This is a genomic window from Pacificibacter sp. AS14 (genome assembly GCF_038899935.1).
Lineage (GTDB): Bacteria > Pseudomonadota > Alphaproteobacteria > Rhodobacterales > Rhodobacteraceae > Celeribacter.
The window spans coordinates 13,331-35,219 of sequence record NZ_JBBMQI010000007.1; the positions used below are offsets into that span (position 1 = coordinate 13,331).

Sequence of the window (21,889 nt, forward strand, 5' to 3'; positions counted from 1 at the left end):
CGCAACTATGCTGGAACAACCCGCCACTCTTAAAATAAAACGGCTTAGACAGCGCCCAAATCAGGCGCAGATTGATGCGTTTCAAGGTGTGCCCACGGGCTTTGTCGCCGATGCGATGGACGGGATCGGCGCGATGCACCTTAGTATTCAGGCACTTGGTGTTGCTGAGGGATTGCCTTTTACCGCGGCGGGGCCCGCGCTTACCGCCTACAACGGGCCGGGTGATGTTTTGGCGACCTTTGCCGCGTTGAGTTTTATACAGCAGGGCGATGTATTGGTCGCGGGTGTTGACGGTTACCAAGGCTGCGCCACCGTTGGAGACCGCGTCATGGGAATGGCCAAGAACGGCGGTGCTGTGGGCTATGTGACCGACGGACCAATCCGTGATTTTGAGGGCGTGGCGAAAGTCGGACTGCCCTGTTGGTGCACAGGGCTAACGCCGGATTCTCCAATGATGACAGGGCCGGGCACCATTGGATTTGGCGTCAATATCGGTGGGCGTCAGGTTGAAACTGGCGATATGATCGTCGCCGATCGCGATGGCGTGGTTGTGGTGCCTTTTGCAGACATTGACGCCGTGCTCGCGCGGCTGGTGGATATTAAAGTGCTCGAGGCCACGCTTGATAAAAAGGTCGAAGAGGGTCTTAAAGTGCCGCAGAATATTTTGGATATGCTTGACAGCAATGACGTGAAATACATCGATTGAAGCGGGAACGCCGCCCCTTGCAATTCGCTGGGGCGGCGTTCCTATGTCTGGAAATAGAGTGTTTACTTCGCGCCTTTTCGAACGGCTTCGGCCAGATCAAATCCATTCATCTTCGCGACATGATCCGCCAAATGAGGCAAATAATCGGCGCCATGCCCATTGGCTTCGACGAAAGTATAATAGGATTTCACAGCTTCGCCGACAGGGTTCAGCGTGCGTGTGCTGGACGCCATAGCAGAGGCGTAATGCACGTCTTTTGAGGCATTGGTGATCGAGAATTTATGGATGTCCATGTCACGTCCAACAGCGCAGCCCATGAAGGTTTCAAAGAACCCGTTGGACAAGCGCGACGCGCCGATCACGTCATTGATGACCTGCGGTGAAACGCCCGATTTAACACCAATGCTCAGCGCCTCAGAATAAAGCGCGGCATAGCCCATCGATATAAAATTCATGATGAGTTTCATCTTATGCGCAGAGCCAACAGGCCCCACGTGATTGATGATCCCTGCCCAGCAATCGATGATGGGCAAGACCTTGGCGAAAATCGCATCATCTGCGCCGACCATGGCATCCAACATGCCGGCCTCTGCTTCTTTTGGCGTGCGGCCTAAAGGTGCATCGACCATATGCATGCCGGCGGCTTCCAATTCTTCGGCCAAAGCGACAGTGGATGTCGGATTCGCAGTGCTCGAATCTACAACGACCAGCCCCGCTTTGCTGCCAGCCAAAATACCGTCGTCGCCGCGGATGACGGCCTCAACTGAATCGCTGTTTGGCAAACACAGATGAATGACATCGCAAAGCGCTGCCATTTCTTTGGGGCTGGTGATTTCAACGGCGCCCTTTGAGACAAGATCATCAATCGGTTCGCGGTTGCTATTGCCCTTAATGTACAACGGATAGCCGCCTTTAAGAATATTTGCCGCCATACCGTGGCCCATTAAGCCTACGCCAATAAAGCCTACTGTTGGTTTCTCTGTCATTGTTTCCTCCTCCCAAAGGATCAGTGAGTGGGTCGTTGGAATATTGGTTTAAAGTGAGGCTGTAATGCCGCCATCAACGAATAGAGTGTGCCCGTTTACGAAATTTGATGCATTGGACGACAAGAACACAGCTGCGCCAACAAGCTCTTCGATCTGGCCCCAGCGCCCAGCTGGTGTGCGTTTTTCCAACCATGAGCTGAACTCGGGATCGGCAACGAGAGCGGCATTTAGCGGCGTATCGAAATATCCCGGCGCGATGGCGTTGCAGTTTAATCCAAGCGGAGCCCAATCTGTGGCCATACCTTTGGTCAGGTTGGCAACAGCGCCTTTTGTGGCTGTATAAGGCGCAATACCGGGACGGGCGAGGGCAGTTTGAACCGACGCGATGTTGATGATTTTGCCAGTGCCGCGTTTGATCATATGAACCGCGACGGCTTGGCCAACGTTAAACACTGACATCACATTGGTTTTCATCAATTGTTCAAATTTATCTGCGGGGAATTCGTGTAAAGGCGTGCGATGTTGCATGCCTGCATTGTTGAACAAAATGTCGATGGGGCCGTGGTCTTCTTCAAATCCGTTCACGGCCGCTGCGACGCCTGCGTGGTCTGTGACATCAAACGGCAGGGTGAAAACCGTATGGCCCTCTTTGCGCAATTCGGCGGCGGCAGCGTCCAGTTTGTCTGCGCCGCGCGCGTTGAGGATCACTTGCGCCCCAGCTTCGCACAACCCGCGTGCAAGCGCGAATCCAATGCCCATTGATGAGCCAGTGATAAGGGCGGTTTTTCCGGTGAGGTCGAACAGTTTCATAGGGGCACGATGTCCTTTGAGTGGGTTATTATTTGTAAACTTGCAACTTGGTCTTGATGCTCCCCAAAAATGGTATACCATTTTACAGGTTATGCAAGACATGTGCGAAGTCCGTTTTCGGCTTTGCGGGAGAGGGCGCTCATGAAAAACAATTCAACTTCGGTTGCCGCAATATGCTGATCTTTATGAGCGCGGTCTTTTTCCTAATTGTAACACCCGGCCCCGGCGTTTTGTCGGCGGCAGGTGTCGGTGCTGCTTTCGGGTTTCGCATTGGCCTGCGCTATGTCGTGGGGTTGTTCATCGGGTCAAACCTTGTGGCGTTGGCGTCTATTTCGGGGATTGCCGCTGTGCTCCTGTCCCAGCCAGCCGTGCGCACTGTTTTGCTGGTGTGCTCGGTCGTTTACTTGACATATCTCGCTGCCAAAATTGCCTTCGCAGGATCAAAAATAGCCTTTGTTGAGGCCCAAAACGCCCCGAGCATAGGGCAAGGAATTTTGCTGCAAGCCATCAATCCCAAAGCCTATAGCGTCAACATCGCGTTCTTTTCGGGCTTCGCCTTTATCCCAGACAACTTGATTCTAGAGGCAAGCGTCAAACTTGCTCTGATCGCAGTGCTGTGGATTCCGATCCATCTGGGATGGCTCTATGCAGGGGTTGTTTTACACCGGCTGGATTTAACTGAAAAGACCCAGCGTACGATCAATTACGCCATGGCCGCCTCTATGTTGCTGGTTGTTGCTTTGGCGATACTTTCGATGCGCGGGGCAGGGTGATGCAGTCCCCTATCTGCACTAGAAAAAGGATTTTCTTATGACAATTCAATCTGCTCTCAAAGTGCTTGAGCGTCTGTTGGGGGATCGTTTGGTGACGTCTGATGCCGTGCGTGCGCAGCATGGCGAAAATGAGACATACTTTCCCCATACCCCGCCTGATGCTGTTGTTTTTCCAGAAAACACTGATGACGTGTCGCAGATCGTCAAGCTTTGTAACACCCACGCCTGCCCGATTGTGGCTTACGGCGCGGGCACGTGTTTGGAAGGGCAGCACTTGCCCGTCCAAGGTGGCGTGACGCTTGATTTCTCTAAAATGAACAAAGTTTTAGAGGTGCATGACGAAGACCTTACAGTCACGGTTCAACCCGGATTGACGCGTGAAGAACTCAACACGCATTTGCGCGACACAGGGTTGTTCTTTTCAGTTGATCCGGGCGCGAATGCTTCGATTGGTGGCATGGCCGCGACGCGGGCCTCTGGCACGACGGCAGTCAGATACGGCACGATGAGCGATAATATTTTGGCGCTAGAGGTCGTGACGGCCGATGGCACCATCATTCGCACTGGCACTGGTGCACGCAAGACTTCGTCTGGGTATGATCTCACCCACCTCTTGATCGGGTCTGAGGGTACGTTGGGCATCATCACGGAACTGACTGTGAAATTACACGGCGTTCCAGAGGCGATGTCCGCTGCGACCTGTTACTTTGACAGCATCGAAGACGCGGTGAATACCGTCATCTTGACCATTCAATCGGGTATCCCAATGGCGCGTATAGAGCTGTTGGACGACGTTATGGTGCGCGGCTTTAACGCCTATTCCAAAAGCGATCTGCCTGAGAAACCACATCTGTTTGTAGAATTCCACGGCTCACCTGCGTCAGTTGCTGAACAGGCGGAAAGTTTTGGTGATATCGCTGCGGAGTTCTCGGCGCAGGCGTTTTCGTGGACGTCAAAGGCCGAGGAACGTACAGCCCTTTGGTCCATGCGGCACAAAGCACATTACGCGTCGCGCGCACTTAGCCCCGGCAAGCATTTGATGTCCACAGACGTTTGCGTGCCGATCTCGCGACTGGCCGAAGCTGTCGTTGAGGCCAAAGAGAGCAGCCAGCGTTTGGGGCTCACCTCGACGATTGTTGGTCATGTTGGGGACGGCAATTTCCATTGTGGCATTGGCATCGATCCCGAGGACGCAGATGAGCTGGCTCGGGTCAAAGAGTTCAGCGACAATCTTTGCAAACTTGCGTTGCGTCTTGGCGGCACCGTCACCGGAGAACATGGGATCGGCCTTGGAAAAGCTAAATATATGGAGGCCGAACACGGGCCAGCCGTTGCATATATGCGCGCCGTTAAGGCCGCTTTGGATCCAAATAACATTCTGAACCCCGGCAAAATTTTTCCTGCAGTTGATCTGTGAAAGTAAACTTATGATTCCCTTTTCAAACCCAACGCCGGACGCCACATTTGTTGGCCGCGTTTGGCGGCCTGACATCGGTCCATGTCTCGTTGTTTTGCGCGGTGATGCGGTGATCGACATCACATCAAAGGATGCGCCCACCATGCGCGATCTTTTGGAACGCGATGATCTATTGGCTTTCGTGCGTGCCGCTAAAGGTGAGACAATTGGTACGTTGAGCGATGTTGCCAATGGGTCCGTTGAAGGTGCTGGTGATGCGGTTTTGCATTTTTTGGCCCCGGCTGATTTGCAAGCGATCAAAGCCTCTGGCGTGACCTTTGCCGAAAGCATGGTCGAGCGCGTGATCGAAGAGCAAGCCGCGGGCAACGCGGACCGCGCCGAAGAAATTCGCACACGAGTCAAAGCACGTATTGGCGACAGCCTGTCGGGTATTGTGCCGGGTTCTGACAAGGCGATGGAGATCAAAACGGTGTTGCAAGCCGAAGGCCTGTGGTCGCAATATTTAGAAGTGGGCATTGGCCCCGACGCTGAGGTTTTCACAAAATCGCAGCCCATGGGCGCCGTTGGCTGGGGCGCGTCTGTTGGCTTGCATCCGATGTCGAGTTGGAACAATCCTGAACCCGAAATCGTTTTGGCTGTCACTTCGACGGGCAAGGTTGTGGGCGCGACCTTGGGCAATGATGTTAATTTGCGCGATGTCGAGGGCCGGTCTGCTTTGTTGTTGGGCAAGGCCAAAGACAACAATGCATCCTGTTCCATCGGGCCTTTCGTGCGCTTGTTCGATGACACGTTTGGCATGGACACTGTGCAAAATGCCGAAGTGGATCTTAAGGTCTCAGGCGACGACGGTTTTGTGATGGATGGGCGGTCCTCGATGAACAAGATTTCGCGCACGCCGCAAAGCATCGTTGACCAAACCATTGGCCGTCATCATCAATATCCCGACGGGTTTTTCCTGTTTCTTGGCACGCTGTTTGCGCCGGTCAAAGACCGCGACACCAAGGGGCAGGGCTTCACACATAAAATGGGCGATGTGGTGACCATTTCGGAACCAACGCTCGGCGCGCTCACCAATACGGTGCGTCTGTCAACGCAATGTCCGGCGTGGACTTTTGGCACATCAGCCTTGATGCGCAACCTCGCTGCACGCGATCTTATCTAATAAAACTGGGAGACAGATTATGAAAATTCTTATTGTTGGGGGCGGCGGTTTTGTTGGTCAGAAGCTCGCACATTCACTGGCTTTGCGCGGCACAATGCGGGGGGACGCCATCGACACGCTCGTGTTGGCGGATGTTGTTGACCCTGCAACTGTTGAGGCCACGTTCGCGGTTGAAACGGCCACTTGCGACATCTCTGATGCGGCGCAAGTGAACCAGTTGATTTCAGAAGATGTTGATGTCGTCTATCTGTTGGCTGCTATTGTGTCTGGTCAAGCCGAAGAAGATCTTGATTTGGGGATGCGCATCAACATGATGGGCACGCTGAACGTTTTGGAACGTTGCCGCGCCTTGCCGCACGCGCCTGTGGTTGTGTTCACATCCTCTGTGGCGTGTTTCGGTGGCGATCTACCGGATGTGATTACGGATCAGACCTTGCTCAACCCGCAGACATCTTATGGCGCGCAAAAAGCCATCGGCGAATTGTTGGTCAACGACTATTCCCGCCGTGGCCTGATCGATGGACGCGGGTTCCGCCTGCCAACGATTTCAGTACGACCCGGCAAACCCAATCGCGCGGCCTCTGGCTTTATGTCGTCGATTTTCCGTGAGCCTTTGAATGGTATCGCGTCCAATTGCCCTGTCAGTCGCGACTTCCCACACTTCTATTTGTCGCCACGCAAATGTATTGAAAATCTGATCAAAGGGGCTGAAATCCCTGCGGCAGATTTTGGTCAAAACCGCTGCATGACCATGCCCGGACAAAATTTGACCATCGGTGAAATGATCGACGCGATGGCAGCTGTTGCAGGGCCTGAGCCTGAAAAACTGATCACTTATGAGGCTGACGATGCCGTCTGGGCAATCGCCAAAGGTTGGCAGTTTAAGTTCGAAACAAAGAAGGCGCTTGCACTCGGTTTGAACGCTGACGAGAGCTTTGAAGAAAACATCCGCTACTACATCGAAGACGATCAACCCAACGCGTGATGGTCTTTGACAGGCACATAGATACGAAAAAGGGCGCCCAATTGAGGCGCCCTTTTTGACAAATGGCTTGGCTTAGTTGACGGGTGTCAACAGGTCTGTGCCGCTAAGATGTGCAGACACATTGGCCAGTTGTAGTTCAGCCATAGCGCGACGCGTTTCAACGGTGCCTGAACCTTGGTGTGGCTGCAATACGGCTGTTTCCAGCGCATAAAATCGCTCGTCAATTTTTGGCTCGTCGTTGAACACATCAAGACCTGCGCCGGCTATGGTGCCGTTGGCTAAGGCTTCAATCAGCGCTTCTTCATCGATGGTGCTGCCGCGCGAAATGTTGACGATCACGCCGTGTGGACCAAGGGCTGCGATGGCGTCGCGCGAGACGTATTTTTCGGTCTCTTTACCGCCTACAAGGGCGATGACAAGATAATCAACAGCCGAGGCCAAAGACACCACATCGGCGTGGTATGTCCAGCCCTGCGTCTCTTTTTCAGAACGCGCATGGTAGTGAATGTCCATTTTAAATGCCGCCAAACGATCCGCGATGTCGCGGCCAATCCGGCCAAGTCCGACGATACCAACAGAAGACCCAGACATTTTGCGATTAAGCGGCAGGCTTTCCCCCGCAGCCCATTTGCCAGAGCGCACCAACGCGTCGGCAGCAACCATGTTGCGTGACTGAGCAATCATCATGCCGACAGCTATGTCTGCCACGTCGTCGTTCAAAACATCCGGTGTGTTCGTCACTTTGATACCGCGTGCAGAGGCGTCTTCGACATTGATCGCATCATAGCCGACGCCGTAATTCGCGATGACGCCAAGGTTTAGCAACAAGTCCATAACATCGCCGTTCAAAGGATTGTGCCCTTTGAACGTGATGGCTTTGACTGTGGCGCGCGATGCCTCTGGCAAGCTTGCAACCTCATCAGGTGAGCCTGCAAAGATCGCGGCATGTGCCGTTTCAAGACGCGCGCGCTCCTCATCTGAGAAAGCTGCGCCAAGGATAAGAAGTGGTGTGTCGGTCATTTGAAATGCCCTTTCAAAGTTTTACAGAAGTCCGCGGATGCGGCTGATGGCCTCAGAGATGTTTTCAGTTGAGTTCGCATAAGAAAAACGCACGTAACCTTCGCCCCACGCGCCAAAAGATGTGCCTGCAACAGTTGCAACACCTGCGTCGTTCAAGAATTTGTTTTGCGCTTCGACAGACGTCATGCCCGTGCCTTCGATATTGGCGAAAGCATAGAATGCGCCAGCGGCATCGGGGCAGCGTACACCAGGCAAGGTATTGAGGTCACGCACGATGATTTTGCGGCGCGAATCGAATTGTGCAACCATGCTGTGCACTGCTGTCTGCGGTCCGTTAAGCGCTTCCGTCGCCGCAAACTGCGTGGCCGCGTTGACGCAAGAATGATCGTTGATGCACAAGCGGGTGACGTGATCGACCATAGAGTCTGGCCAAACAGCATAGCCAATCCGCCAGCCTGTCATGGCATAGGTTTTTGACCAGCCATCCAGCATGATCAACCGATCTCTGATTTCTGGATATTGCAATAGGCTGACGTGTTCGCGCCCGCCATACAACATGTTGGAATAGATTTCATCGGACATCAGCGCCACGTGCGGGTGCTCTAAAAGGCCCGCAACCAGTTTGTCGATTTCCACCTTTGGTGTCACGCCGCCCGTTGGGTTGGCAGGACTGTTGATAATGATCAGTCGCGTTCTGTCGGTGATCTGCGCAAGAACGGCCTCGGCGGAAAAGGCAAAGCCGTTTTCTTCGCTCAGCGCCATCGGCACAGGGGTTGCTCCTGAATAGTTGATCACGCTTTCATAAATCGGAAACCCTGGGTTGGGATAAATGATGTCCACGCCGGGTTGGCCAAACATTGTGATGGCAAAGAACATCGTCGGCTTGCCACCGGGCACAACGACAACATTTTTTGGGTCTACCTCGACGGTATGACGTCGGTGCAAATCTGCGACCACGGCCTCGCGCAACTGTGGCAGGCCGTTTGCAGGCGTGTAGCCATGGTGACCGTCACGCAGCGCTTTGATTCCAGCCTCGACAATATTCTCAGGCGTTTGAAAATCGGGCTGGCCAATTCCAAGATTGATAATGTCACGACCTTGTGCGGCCAAGCTTTGCGCGCGCGCTAAAACTTCGAAAGCAGATTCTGTCCCAAGCCGTGACAGGTTGTCTGCAAATTGCAGTTGAGCTTTCATGCGGCGATCCTCCCTTTGCGTCTGCCTGAGCGTCGGACGCGAATTGTGCATATTGAGCGTTGCCATACGAATATGCATTTTGGTATACCAAATTCAAGCAATCAGTGCGCGTAATGCGAATTTGATTTCAAAATTTTACATAAATGGGGCGGAACATGAGCGAAATTAAACAGACAGTTGGCGTGGTTGGCCTTGGATCAATGGGGTTTGGCGTTGCGCAATCTGCATTGCGCGCGGGCCACACAGTGCACGGCTTTGACATTAATCCGGTGCAAGTCGAGCGTTTCCAGACGCTTGGTGGTTCCCAAGGCGCGATGGACGATGTTGCTGGCGATCTTGATACCGTGGTGATCATTGTCTTGAACGCTGCGCAAACCGAATCTGTTTTGTTCGGACCAAAAGGTATTGCCGCAAAGTTGCGAAAGGGGGCTGCGATTTTGTCGAGTGCCACTGTCGCGCCTGATTTCGCCCGCGATATGGAAAAACGCTGTCGGGATCTCGGCCTGTTCTATCTCGACGCGCCTGTGTCTGGTGGCACAGCGCGCGCCGCTAAAGGCGAGTTGTCGGTAATGTCGTCGGGCAGCCCTGAAACGTACGAAGCCCTCGCCCCGACGCTGGATGCGATTGCTTCTAATGTCTTTAGATTGGGTGATAGTGCGGGTGCAGGCTCGGCGATGAAGGCCGTGAACCAGCTTCTGGTGGGCGTGCAAATTGCCGCCTGCGCAGAGGCGATGACCTTTGGCATTTCGCAAGGGATCGAACCTGAATTGATGATCGATGTGATCAGTAAATCCGCGGGCACCAGCTGGGCGCTTGAAAACCGTGGGCCGAAAATGGCCGTGGCAGATTACAGCCCTGCAAGCCTGATCAATATTTGGCCAAAAGACCTAGGCATCGTGCAAGACATTTCGCGCGGATCTCAGTTTTCCACGCCTCTCGCATCGACTGCATTGCAGCTTTACTTGACGGCTCAAGGGATGGGGCTTGGGCTTGAGGACGACTCGGCCATCACCAAAGTCTATGCCGCTCAATCCAGCATCACATTGCCGGAACCGAAACCATGAAGCCTGTACTTGGCTGTATTGCAGATGATTTCACCGGCGCGACGGATTTGGCAGGATTGCTGTCACGCTCTGGCGTTGCAGTGCGGTTGCGGTTGGGCGTGCCCACCACGCCACCGAAGGATACGTCAGCATTCGAAGTGATTGCACTGAAATGTAGAACCTCTCCCGTGGATGAGGCCGTAGCGGAATGCCGTGCAGCATTGGCATGGTTGAAAGCGGCCGGCGCTGAGCGGTTCTTTTGGAAATACTGTTCGACCTTCGATTGCACAGCGCAAGGCAACATCGGTCCCGTGGCTGAGGCTTTGATGGCCGACATAGGTACGGATCAAACGATTTACTGTCCTGCGTTCCCAGAAAACGGACGCTCAATTTACATGGGCAATCTATTTGTTGGTCAGCAGCCCTTGGCAGAAAGCCCGATGAAGGACCATCCGCTAACGCCGATGACAGATAGCAATTTGATGCGCCTGTTGATGCCGCAAGTTACCAAACCTGTCGGCCTTGCGCCCCAGCGTGTCGTGGCGCAGGGGGCAGAAATGCTGCGCAGCGAACTTGCAGCATTGCGGGTCGAAAATATTGCTCATGTTGTTGTGGATGCCGTCGCAGATGAGAACCTGCAAACGATCGCAGAGGCCTGCTGGGACATGAAGTTGATGACAGGTGGCAGTGCTGTCGCGATGCCATTGCCAAGCATCTATGTCAAACAGGGCCTGTTGCCCAGAAATGCCCCTGCCGCCGTCAAACCAGATTTGTCTGATCAAGCTGTGATTTTATCGGGCAGTTGTTCCAAAATGACGCGAGCGCAAGTGGCGGCCTACAGCCAGCTGGCACCAAGTTTCCGTCTGGACCCAATTGAACTGGCTCAACAGGGTGTGGGTGCAGCCTTGCGTTGGTTGGCAGAACAAGATTTGACCACAGCCCCCCTCATCTACGCCTCAGCCGAGCCTGACCAAGTACGTGCAGCACAAGACGCCTTGGGGGTCGCACGTGCAGGTGCAATCGTTGAAGAGGCTTTGGCCGAACTCGTTGTTGCCGCACGCGATCAGGGCGCAAGACGTATTATTGCGGCTGGCGGTGAAACATCAGGCGCGGTTGCCTTGGCGCTTGGTATTTCAGACTTGGCCATAGGTGCCGAAATCGCCCCCGGTGTGCCGTGGTGTTATGCTGTCTCAAATAGCTATAACATTGCTATTGCGTTGAAATCAGGAAACTTTGGCACCGAGACATTCTTCAAAGAGGCTTTGAACGTATTGGAACAACCATGAGCACAGAAGCGCGCTTGCGCGAACAGATTTGCGTCCTTGCAAAGTCTATGTTTGATCGCGGATTGACCGGAGGCAGCACGGGCAACATCTCTGCGCGCACTGAAGACGGCGGGCTTTTGGTCTCGCCTACCGGCACCAGCTTTGGGCGGCTTGATCCGGCCACTTTAAGTCGCTTTAACGCAAAAGGTGTGTTGATAAGTGGGGACCCGCCGACCAAAGAAATGCCGCTGCACTCTGCGTTCTATGACACTCGCTCGACAGCTGGCGCAGTGGTGCATTTGCATTCTTGTCATTCTGTGGCCTTGTCGATGCTGCCAGATGCCGACCCCGACAATTTCATCCCGCCAGTAACACCTTATGCGATCATGAAGCTGGGAAAAGTCAAACTGCTGCCGTTCTTTTTGCCGGGTGATCCGGCGATGGGGCAGGCGGTGCGTGGGCTTGCGGGCAAGCGCTCTGCCGTGATGTTGGCAAACCATGGACCTGTCGTGGCGGGCAAGGATATTGAAGCCGCCTGCAACGCGATTGAAGAGCTGGAAGAGAGTGCCAAGCTGGCCTTCATGCTGCGCAGCATGAAGGCCAATATTTTGACGGATCAACAGATCAAAGATGTGGTCCAAAAATTTGATGTGGAGTGGGATGAATGAAACTATCTGCCAATTTAGGATTTCTTTGGGCAGACCGCTCGCTCCCCGATGCGATCCGCGCGGCAAAGGCCGCGAACTTTGATGCAGTTGAATGTCACTGGCCGTATGAATTTGATATAAAAGACATATCGAACGCACTGGCCGAGACTGGTTTGCCAATGCTTGGTTTGAACACAAGCCGTGGTGACACGTCTAAAGACGAAAATGGACTGTCTGCATTGGTCGGACGAGAGGCAGACGCCCGTGCCGCAATCGATGAAGCCATGGCCTATGCAACTGCGTTAAATGTCCCCAACATTCACGTTATGGCAGGCTTTGCTTCAGGGCAGCGCGCGCATGAGTGTTTTGTCGAAAACCTGGCCTATGCTTGTAAAAATGCTGCGCAGCATGACATCACGATTTTGATTGAACCTTTGAACAAATATGACGCCCCGAATTACTTTTTGTCGACAACAGGACAGGCGAGAACCGTGATTGAGGACGTGGACTTATCAAACCTAAAACTGATGTTTGACTGCTACCACGTGCAGCTGATGGAAGGGGATATTGGCCACCGATTGAAAACACTGTTGCCAATAATTGGTCATATCCAATTTGCATCTGTCCCCGACCGCGGCACACCTGATCATGGCGAACTGAATTACGCGCATGTTTTTCGGGTCATTCGTGATCTCGGTTACACCGTGCCACTTGGTGCTGAGTATAAGCCGAATGGCGACACAGATGCGTCTCTCGAGTGGATGAAAACACTTTGAGCTTAGCGTGATGATGCTCTGCGGCGCGCCCAAAGAGCGGAATTTAGGAAAGCCTCGATCTGTCGTGTGGTGACTAAGCTTCGCCGCAGGGAGTATTCGATTTGGGTTGTACTTGGTTTGAAACGCGGCTTGAGTGTGATTCTAGCAACGGTCACACGCCTTCTTTTATGGGGCGCGAATTGCTTTTGAGATTTACTGTGTTCGATGCGGTTAGCGCTAACAGTTGATCTTGCGAATGAAAGCTGGCTTGTGGACGGACGGAAAAAAGGACAGACAAATATGCGCGAATGGTGGCGGGATGCCGTAATCTATCAGATTTACCCACGGTCTTTTCAAGACGACAACGGTGACGGTGTCGGCGATTTGAAAGGCATTACGCGCAGATTGGATTATGTTGCGTCTTTGGGTGTCGATGCCATTTGGTTGTCACCTTTTTTCACATCGCCCGACAAAGACATGGGCTATGACGTGTCCGATTACACCAGCGTCAATCCTCTGTTTGGCACTGTCGAAGATTTCGATGATCTGGTTGCAAAAGCGCACGCGCTTGGGTTGAAAGTGATTATCGATCAGGTCTTGTCGCATACTTCGGACCAACACCCTTGGTTCATTGAAAGCCGCAAAGATAAGACCAATCCCAAAGCCGATTGGTATGTTTGGGCTGATCCGAAAAAAGATGGCACGCCGCCGACAAACTGGCCGTCTGTTTTTGGCGGTTCTGCATGGATGTTCGACGCGCGCCGTCGCCAGTATTACATGCATAACTTCTTAGTCTCGCAGCCTGATCTGAACTTCCACAATCCTGAGGTTGTCACGGCTTTGATCGACGCAATGCGGTTTTGGTTGGAACGTGGCGTGGATGGGTTCCGTCTTGATACCGTGAACTTCTATGTGCATGACAAGAAATTGCGCGACAACCCGGCGTCAAATTGGGACAGCTTCCCAGGTAATCCTTATGAGGCACAGACGCATCTGTTTTCAAAAACTCAGCCAGAAAACATTAAGGTTTTACAGCGCATTCGCGCGTTGATGAATGAATTCGATGATCGCATGCTGATCGGTGAAGTGGGCGAGGACGGTCTGCGGCAAGTTGAGGTTATGGGCGAATACACCTCTGGCGGCGATAAATTGCACATGGCCTATTCTTTTGCCATGCTCAGCCATGATCACCATCCAGATCACTTCAAAAACTGTATTTTGGAGTTCTTGAACAAAGCGCCTGATGGCTGGCCTTGCTGGTCCTTTTCAAACCACGATGTGCAACGCCATGTAACGCGTTGGGCCAGTACGCCCGAGTTGCAAAACACAGTCGCACGTCAAGCGATCAATATGTTGATCAGCTTCCCGGGTGCGTTGGGCATCTATCAAGGTGAAGAACTGGGGCAGATCGAAACGGATATCGAGTTCCATGAGCTGCGCGATCTGGGCTACATAGATTTTTGGCCCGATAACAAAGGGCGCGACGGCTGTCGTACGCCGATGGTTTGGGATGCGTCTGAACCCCATGCAGGGTTCTCTTCGGGTGACCCATGGTTGCCAGTGAAAGCGCCGCAAATCACGCGATCTGTGTCTGGACAAGAGACCAAAGACGATAGCACCTTGGCCGCTTATCGCACCGCTTTGGCGTTCCGCAAAGAGCGTAATGAGTTGCGCTTTGGCGAGACGTCCTTCCCAACAGTCGCCGAACCGCTCTTAGCCGTCAGTCGGACTTTGGACGATGTGGTTCTCACTGGCATTTTCAATCTTTCGGACGTCGCGCAAACGGTGGCTCTGGTCGCTGATGCTAAACAAGTTGGTGAAGCGCATGCTGTAGTCAAAGGCGCAAAACTGAAATTGCCTGCTTTCGGGTTCGCATTTTTTGAGACCGCCAACGGCACGGTGGCGATTGAGTGAAGAAAGAGCATTAAGAGGTGGACGTTTAGACGTTTGCGCAACAATATTGCAAGTACGGGAATGAATTGAACACTCTTATTGCTTCAGATGATTTTTGAAGAAGTGTGTGTCTCGGTATGAGGCCGCGTCTATAGAAAAATGTAAAGAAAGACAGCTGAACACATGCCTAATTCCGATAGCCAGAAAGATGGTCTCGTCGCTGCCTTACCACAAGACGTGGCGCAAGATTTGGTACAGGCTCGATTGACCAATCCTTTTGGTTATCTTGGATTGCGAGCGCATGCGGACGGGTATGCTTTGAACATTTTCGTGCCTGATGCAGATCAGTGCATCTGTTTGACGGGCAAAAAGACACGAACCAAAATGGTTCCGGTGCCATTCGCGCCCGGATTGTTCTGTGCGCTTTTGGCGAAAGACGTGCCTTATAAAATCGAGGCCCATTTTGGCGATACAGAGTGGGTATTTAATGATCCTTACGCTTTCGCGAGCAGCCTAACAGAAGACGATCTTTACTACTTGGGTGAAGGTTCGATGAACCGGATTTGGGATGTGTTGGGCGCCACACCGATGTCCCATGAAGGTGTCGATGGTGTGCGATTTGCCGTTTGGGCGCCAAATGCGCAGCGCGTTTCCGTTGTTGGCGACTTCAACGTTTGGGATAGCCGCAGACACGGTATGCGTATGCTTGGGCAATCTGGCGTTTGGGAAATTTTCGTGCCGGATCTGTCTGGGGGCGAGGTTTATAAATATGCGATCCGTGGCGCGGATGGGCAGGACTTGCCACTGAAAGCTGACCCAATTGGACTTGGCTCAGAGCATCCCCCAAAAACCGGATCTGTGGTGCGTGATATCAAAAACCCTGAATGGGCAGATGATGCGTGGATGAGCACCCGCGCCAAGGCACAAAATATTGATGCGGCGATTTCTATCTATGAAGTCAATTTGGCCAGCTGGAAACGCGCTGATGGCAATCGCCCGCTGTCATATATCGAGTTGGCCGATCAATTGGTCGATTACGCAGCCGACATGGGGTTTACCCATATCGAATTGATGCCGATCACCGAACATCCTTTTGATGGCTCTTGGGGTTATCAACCGATTGGCATGTTTGCACCGACAATTCGCCACGGCACGCCAGAGGAATTTCGCGCGCTTGTCACCGCTGCGCACAACAAGGGTCTTGGGGTTCTGCTCGATTGGGTGCCTGCGCATTTTCCAACAGACATTCATGGCCTTGCGCAATTTGATGGCACTGCGCTCTATGAACACGGTGATCCGCGCGAGGGGTTCCACCAAGACTGGAACACGCTAATCTATAATTTCGGTCGTGTTGAAGTGGCCAATTACATGCGTTCCAATGCTTTGTATTGGTTGGAAGAATATCACCTTGATGGGCTGCGCGTTGATGCCGTTGCGTCGATGTTGTACCGCGACTATTCGCGCAATGATGGCGAATGGGTGCCCAACAAAGACGGCGGGCGTGAAAACTACGAGGCCATAGCATTCTTGCAAGGTGTGAACAGTTTGGTCTATGGCGAAGTGCCTGGCATCATGACTGTGGCCGAGGAAAGCACGGCCTTTCAGGGGGTGTCGACACCTGTAGATCACGGCGGGCTTGGGTTCGGGTTCAAGTGGAACATGGGGTGGATGAACGACACCCTGTGCTACATGGAAGAAGACCCTATCAATCGCAAATATCACCATCATTTGCTGACTCATTCCATCAGCTACGCCTATACCGAAAACTTTGTGCTACCGATCAGCCATGACGAAGTGGTGCATGGCAAAGGGTCGATGATCAATAAGATGACGGGCAATGCGTGGGAACAATTTGCCAACCTGCGCGCCTACTATGGGTTTATGTGGACCCACCCAGGCAAGAAGCTTTTGTTCATGGGGCAAGAGTTTGCGCAGCGTGATGAGTGGAACCACAATCAAAGTTTGGATTGGCATTTGTTGGACGCGCCTGCACATGCGGGCATGCAACATTTGGTACGCGACCTGAATATGCTTTACCGCTCTGTGCCTGCGTTGCACGTGAACGACACACGCCCCGCCGGTTTCGGTTGGATTGAGGGCGCAGATGTCGAGAATTCCATTTACGTTTATGTGCGCCACGGCAAAGCGGGGGACCCGCGTGTTGTGACGATTTTGAACATGACGCCTGTTGAACGCACAAGCCACCGCGTTGGCTTGCCCAGCTGTGGGTTTTGGCGCGAGGCGATTAATACTGACGCCGAAATTTACGGCGGCGTGGGGCGTGGAAATCTGGGAGGAGTCCACACCCAAGACATTGAATGGATGGGCCAAGCCCAATCCGCTGAACTGACATTGCCACCTTTGTCGGCAGTGATTTTAATTGAAGGGGAGGAAACACGATGAAACCGACACCGAACCAGCGCTTGTCAAACCGCGCGATGGCATTCGTGCTTGCGGGCGGACGCGGCAGCCGTTTGAAAGAGCTGACAGACAATCGCGCAAAGCCTGCGGTCTATTTTGGCGGCAAAACGCGTATCGTCGATTTTGCGCTGTCCAATGCGCTTAATTCCGGCATCCGTAAAATGGCGATTGCCACGCAGTACAAGGCCCACAGCTTGATCCGTCACTGCCAACGTGGCTGGGGTTTCTTGCGCGCGGAACGCAACGAGTTTTTGGATATCTTGCCAGCGTCTCAGCGTATTTCGGAAGAGAAATGGTACTTGGGCACGGCTGATGCGGTCACGCAGAACATCGATATTATTGACAGCTACGGCATTGATTTTATTGTTATTTTGGCAGGTGATCATATTTACAAAATGGACTATGAAATCATGTTGCAACAGCACCTAGATCAAGGCGCTGATGTCACCATCGGCTGTTTGACGGTGCCGCGCATGGAGGCCTCTGCCTTTGGCGTGATGCATTGCGACGCCAAAGACCGCGTCACACAGTTCTTGGAAAAACCAAGTGATCCGCCTTGTATTCCAGGTGATCCCGATCATGCCTTGGCGTCTATGGGCATCTATGTGTTCCGCTGGGATCTACTGCGTGAATTACTGCTTGAAGACATGAACGACACCAATTCGAGTCATGATTTTGGCAACGATATCATTCCAAAAATCGTTAAAGGCGGCAAAGCCATCGCGCATCGGTTTGAGGACAGTTGCGTCACAAGTGGGCTTGAGGTCGAGCCGTATTGGCGCGATGTCGGCACGATTGATGCGTTCTGGCAGGCCAATATCGATCTGACGCAATTCACGCCGCCGCTGGACCTATACGATAACACTTGGCCAATTTGGACGTATTCCGAAAGCGTGCCACCTGCTAAGTTTATCCATGACGAAGATGATCGTCGCGGCATGGCCATATCATCGCTGATCTCAGGCGGTTGTATCGTTTCGGGCTCTGAAATTCGAGAGTCCCTTTTGTTCACCGGCGTGCGCAGTCATTCGTTTTCGTCGTTGGATCAAGTTGTGGCTTTGCCCTACGTTAAGGTTGGGCGACAAGCACAGCTGAAAAAATGTGTGGTGGATAGCGGTGTGATCATTCCTGATGGGTTGGTTGTTGGCCAAGATCCGATTGAGGACGCAAAATGGTTCCGCCGCACAGACGAGGGCACCGTTTTGATCACGCAGTCGATGCTTGATAAACGGTCGTCCGTATTGGAGTGATGAAAATGCGCAATGTTCTTTCCGTGACCTCTGAATGTGTTCCCCTCGTGAAAACGGGGGGACTTGCGGATGTGGCGGGGGCTTTGCCTGCTGCAGTGGCCGCCCATGGATGGGACATGCGCACGCTTTTACCCGCTTATAAGGGGCTGATAAAAAAGGCCGCAGCGCGCAAAGTGCTGTGGCAATCTGATGATCTATTTGGCGGGCCTGTACGGGTCTTGCAAGGCAAAGCGGGCGGCAATGTCATGCTGTTGCTTGATGCCCCGCATCTGTATGACCGCGAAGGTGGTCCATATGGCAATCCAATTGACTTTCCCGACAATCCTCAGCGTTTTGCAGCCTTGTCTTTTGTCGCGGCTGAAATCGCTCGTGATGGTCTGAGCGATGGCTGGCGGCCTCAAGTTGTCCACGCGCACGACTGGCAAGCCGGCCTTGCACCGAGTTATTTAAAGCACGGAGCGCCTTGCGATGTGGGTACGGTTATGACGGTACACAATATCGCGTTTCAAGGGCTTGCACCGGCCGCGATGCTTGGGGCGCTGGACCTGCCTTTGGATGCATTCAATTCAGACGAGTTGGAATATTGGGGTCAGATCAGCACCCTCAAAGCCGGTTTGGTGCACGCCGATGCCATCACGACCGTTAGCCCGACTTATGCGGCGGAATTGATGCGACCTGAATTTGGCATGGGGCTAGAGGGCGTCTTGGCAGCGCGCGCAGGCGAGCTGTCTGGCATTTTGAACGGCATCGATATGGATGTTTGGAATCCGGAGTCAGATCCCGAAATCATACCTTATTCGGTCAAATCTTTGGCGGGCAAAAAGAAAAATCGTAACGCGCTTATAGATGAGTTCGGCTTGTCGCCAACGACGGGTCCTTTAGCGATTGTGGTCAGTCGATTGACCTCGCAAAAAGGGATGGATTTGATCGCGGGGGCTGCGGACGCGTTCATCGAAAACGGCGGTGCTTTAGCTATTCTCGGTAGCGGTGATCCGCAGATCGAAGACGCGTTGAGATTGCTAACGCGCAATCACCCCGGCAAGGTTGGCTTGCGGATCGGATACGATGAGGCGCTGTCGCATCGGATGTTTGCGGGCGGTGATATCGTTTTGGTGCCCTCAAGGTTTGAACCCTGTGGCCTGACGCAACTTTACGGGTTGCGGTACGGCACGGTGCCTGTGGTTGCGGCCACGGGTGGCTTAGCGGATTCTGTGGTGAACCAGAATGTTGCGGCAGCACAATTAAAGGTCGCAACGGGCTTTCAATTTCACCCCGTTGACCAATTGTCATTCGCTTATTGCCTGAAGGGCGTCACGGAGGCCTTTTCAAACAAATCGGACTGGACTCGACTGCAAAAGCGCGGGATGAACCAAGACTTGGGCTGGGACGCATCTTCTGCGACTTATGCCGCCCTTTATGAACGAGTTTCCAAGTGATCTTTGATCTCAAGCACGACCTGCCGACCAAACTTAAAAATCATTCTATGTCAGCGGGGCGGCCCAGTCCTATTGGAGCCACCTATGACGGGCAGGGCGTCAATTTTGCTGTATTTTCCGAGCACGCCGAAAGGGTCGATTTGTGTTTGTTCTCAGATGACGGCAAGCATGAGATTGCGCGCATCCCTTTGTTGGAACGTGATGGCGATGTCTGGCATATCTATGTCGCAGGTCTGAGCCCTGGCACGAGCTACGGTTACCGCGTTCATGGGTTGTATAAACCTGAAGAGGGTCATCGGTTTAACCCAAATAAATTGCTGCTCGATCCTTACGCCAAGCGCCTGTCTGGCGGCGTGATTTGGAACGACGCGATCATGGGCTATACGATTGGGGCAAAGGACAAAGACCTCAGTTTCGATACCCGGGATTCCGCACCCTATGTGCAGCGCAGTCTTGTTGTGGACCCGAGTTTCAATTGGGGCGATGATCGCCGCCCTGAGACGCCGTCGTCTGACACTGTGATTTACGAGGCGCATGTCAAAGGTATGACAGCTGAGTTTCCCGATCTGCAACCGACGCAGCGTGGCAAGTTTCTTGGCATGTCATCCGAACCTGTTTTGGAGCATTTGACCAAGCTCGGCGTCACGACAGTGCAGCTTTTGCCTGTGCACGCGTTTTTGGATGATAAGTTCTTATTAGAGGCTGGCCTGACCAATTTCTGGGGCTATCAGTCCATGGGGTTCTTCGCGCCAGAGCCTCGCTATATGACCCAAGAAGGCATCTGGGAATTTCAAACCATGGTGCGCAGGTTTCATTCCGCTGGCATCGAGGTAATCTTGGATGTGGTGTACAATCATTCCGGCGAAGGCAATGAATTTGGACCGACGCTTTCGTTCAAAGGTCTCGACAATAAGTCTTACTATCGTTTGCCTGACGACGAGCGCCACTACGTTAACGACACTGGCACAGGCAATACGTTGAACGTGCGCCACCCGATGGTGTTGCGGATGATCATGGACAGTTTACGTTATTGGGTCGAAGTCATGCATGTCGATGGTTTCCGCTTTGATTTGGCCACCGTATTGGGCCGCGAAGCCGAAGGGTTCAATCGTAAGGGCGGGTTCTTGGATTCCCTTGGTCAAGACCCTGTGCTGAGCAATGTGAAACTGATCGCGGAACCTTGGGACATCGGCCCTGGTGGCTATCAGCTTGGCAATTGGCCGCATCCGTTTTTAGAATATAATGATAAGTTTCGTGATGACATGCGCAAGTTTTGGCGTGGCGATGAGGGCATGATGCCTTTGGTCGGTCGGCGTCTTTTGGGAAGTGCGATGACCTTTGATCACTCGGGGCGCGCGGCAACAAGTTCGATCAATTTTGTCACCTGCCACGACGGCATGACCCTGCGCGATACTGTGAGCTATAACGGCAAACACAATGACGCCAACGGCGAAGACAACCGCGACGGTAAAGACGACAATTATTCCGACAACATGGGCGTTGAGGGCCCGACAGATGATCCCATCATCAATGCGGCACGTGCGCAGCGTCAGCGTAATTTGCTCGCCTGTTCGTTCTTGTCACAAGGCACGCCGATGATTTTGGCTGGCGATGAGATAGGCAACACCCAAAACGGCAATAACAATACCTTTGGCCAAGACAATCCGATCGGTTGGGTCAACTGGGGGGATGCGGACGAGGAGCTGTTCGCCTTTGTGCAAAAGCTGACAAAGCTGCGCCGCGATCACAACGTTTTGCGCCAATTGCGGTTCTTGCATGCGCGTCCACGCCTAAAAGATGGCAAACCCGATGTGTTTTGGCGCATGCCCAATGGCAAGCCGCCGACCCGCGCGGAATGGGAAAGCCCCGAGACCAAAACCATTTGCACTGAAGTGCGCACATCTTTTGGCACGCCTGAATACCGTGCCTCCGACGATGTACTGTTTTTGGTGATAAACAACGATGGCGATGTCGAAGTCACATTGCCTCCATGTGCTGACGGTAACACATGGGAACTGATTCTTGATACATCTGCGCCAGATGTAGGTGCGCAATGTATCACGGGCGACGCGACGCTCATTCAGGCCGCTTCGGTCTGTGTGTTTGCGCTGATGCCGGCCACTTAA

The 21,889-nt window shown here is 53.1% G+C and carries 18 protein-coding genes; 14 read left to right on the top strand and 4 right to left on the bottom strand.

The genetic code is table 11. The features are described from left to right. Window positions 1-7 precede the first annotated feature (7 nt). The gene (locus tag WNY38_RS08790; protein ID WP_342856965.1) at window positions 8-706 is read left to right on the top strand and encodes an RraA family protein; all 699 of its coding nucleotides are present in this window, start codon (window positions 8-10) and stop codon (window positions 704-706) included. 62 nt (window positions 707-768) lie between these two features. Here the strand turns inward: WNY38_RS08790 and WNY38_RS08795 are convergent, their stop codons facing one another. Together WNY38_RS08795 and WNY38_RS08800 are read right to left on the bottom strand one after the other, a co-directional pair. Then, entirely contained in the window at window positions 769-1,692 is a 924-nt protein-coding gene (locus WNY38_RS08795; RefSeq protein ID WP_342856966.1) for an NAD(P)-dependent oxidoreductase, read from the bottom strand. A gap of 48 nt (window positions 1,693-1,740) precedes the next feature. Continuing rightward, a complete protein-coding gene (locus tag WNY38_RS08800) occupies window positions 1,741-2,502 on the bottom strand; it encodes an SDR family oxidoreductase (protein ID WP_342856967.1) in 762 nt (253 codons plus the stop codon). 185 nt (window positions 2,503-2,687) lie between these two features. Between WNY38_RS08800 and WNY38_RS08805 the strand changes: the two genes are divergently transcribed. From WNY38_RS08805 to denD, 4 genes are read left to right on the top strand one after another with little or no spacing between them, the layout of a single operon-like run. Further along, entirely contained in the window at window positions 2,688-3,275 is a 588-nt protein-coding gene (locus WNY38_RS08805) for a LysE family transporter (protein WP_342856968.1), read from the top strand. A 37-nt stretch (window positions 3,276-3,312) separates the two neighbouring features. Further along, window positions 3,313-4,692 (top strand): FAD-linked oxidase C-terminal domain-containing protein, encoded by a 1,380-nt coding sequence (locus WNY38_RS08810; RefSeq protein WP_342856969.1) that lies wholly within the window; start codon window positions 3,313-3,315, stop codon window positions 4,690-4,692. Window positions 4,693-4,702: 10 nt separating this feature from the next. After that, window positions 4,703-5,854 (top strand): fumarylacetoacetate hydrolase family protein, encoded by a 1,152-nt coding sequence (locus tag WNY38_RS08815; protein WP_342856970.1) that lies wholly within the window; start codon window positions 4,703-4,705, stop codon window positions 5,852-5,854. A 19-nt stretch (window positions 5,855-5,873) separates the two neighbouring features. Then, window positions 5,874-6,839 carry a D-erythronate dehydrogenase gene (denD, locus tag WNY38_RS08820; RefSeq protein ID WP_342856971.1) on the top strand — a complete coding sequence of 322 codons (966 nt, stop codon included), beginning with the start codon at window positions 5,874-5,876 and terminating at the stop codon, window positions 6,837-6,839. A gap of 72 nt (window positions 6,840-6,911) precedes the next feature. On the opposite strand, the gene WNY38_RS08825 is transcribed toward denD, so the two are convergent. Beyond that, window positions 6,912-7,859 carry a 2-hydroxyacid dehydrogenase gene (locus WNY38_RS08825; RefSeq protein ID WP_342856972.1) on the bottom strand — a complete coding sequence of 316 codons (948 nt, stop codon included), beginning with the start codon at window positions 7,857-7,859 and terminating at the stop codon, window positions 6,912-6,914. A gap of 21 nt (window positions 7,860-7,880) precedes the next feature. Continuing rightward, complete coding sequence (locus WNY38_RS08830; RefSeq protein WP_342856973.1) at window positions 7,881-9,053, bottom strand: pyridoxal phosphate-dependent aminotransferase; 1,173 nt, start codon at window positions 9,051-9,053, stop codon at window positions 7,881-7,883. A gap of 155 nt (window positions 9,054-9,208) precedes the next feature. Between WNY38_RS08830 and ltnD the strand changes: the two genes are divergently transcribed. The 9 genes from ltnD to glgX all read left to right on the top strand — a co-directional run bounded on the left by ltnD (window position 9,209) and on the right by glgX (window position 21,889). Continuing rightward, entirely contained in the window at window positions 9,209-10,117 is a 909-nt protein-coding gene (ltnD, locus tag WNY38_RS08835) for an L-threonate dehydrogenase (protein WP_342856974.1), read from the top strand. Next, on the top strand, window positions 10,114-11,382 hold the full coding sequence (otnK, locus tag WNY38_RS08840) for a 3-oxo-tetronate kinase (RefSeq protein ID WP_342856975.1): 1,269 nt from the start codon (window positions 10,114-10,116) through the stop codon (window positions 11,380-11,382). Before ltnD ends, otnK begins: the two co-directional genes overlap by 4 nt. Further along, window positions 11,379-12,029, top strand: a complete 651-nt coding sequence (locus tag WNY38_RS08845) for an aldolase (RefSeq protein WP_342856976.1) — start codon at window positions 11,379-11,381, stop codon at window positions 12,027-12,029. The genes otnK and WNY38_RS08845 overlap by 4 nt, the downstream gene beginning before the upstream one ends. Next, window positions 12,026-12,784 (top strand): TIM barrel protein, encoded by a 759-nt coding sequence (locus WNY38_RS08850; RefSeq protein WP_342856977.1) that lies wholly within the window; start codon window positions 12,026-12,028, stop codon window positions 12,782-12,784. The genes WNY38_RS08845 and WNY38_RS08850 overlap by 4 nt, the downstream gene beginning before the upstream one ends. A gap of 279 nt (window positions 12,785-13,063) precedes the next feature. Next, a complete protein-coding gene (locus WNY38_RS08855) occupies window positions 13,064-14,677 on the top strand; it encodes an alpha-amylase family glycosyl hydrolase (RefSeq protein ID WP_342856978.1) in 1,614 nt (537 codons plus the stop codon). Between the two features lie 162 nt (window positions 14,678-14,839). Next, window positions 14,840-17,059 carry a 1,4-alpha-glucan branching protein GlgB gene (glgB, locus tag WNY38_RS08860; RefSeq protein WP_342856979.1) on the top strand — a complete coding sequence of 740 codons (2,220 nt, stop codon included), beginning with the start codon at window positions 14,840-14,842 and terminating at the stop codon, window positions 17,057-17,059. Further along, complete coding sequence (gene glgC / locus WNY38_RS08865; RefSeq protein ID WP_342856980.1) at window positions 17,056-18,327, top strand: glucose-1-phosphate adenylyltransferase; 1,272 nt, start codon at window positions 17,056-17,058, stop codon at window positions 18,325-18,327. The genes glgB and glgC overlap by 4 nt, the downstream gene beginning before the upstream one ends. Before the next feature lie 5 nt (window positions 18,328-18,332). Further along, the gene (gene glgA / locus WNY38_RS08870; RefSeq protein ID WP_342856981.1) at window positions 18,333-19,763 is read left to right on the top strand and encodes a glycogen synthase GlgA; all 1,431 of its coding nucleotides are present in this window, start codon (window positions 18,333-18,335) and stop codon (window positions 19,761-19,763) included. A 47-nt stretch (window positions 19,764-19,810) separates the two neighbouring features. Further along, entirely contained in the window at window positions 19,811-21,889 is a 2,079-nt protein-coding gene (glgX, locus tag WNY38_RS08875; protein WP_342857096.1) for a glycogen debranching protein GlgX, read from the top strand.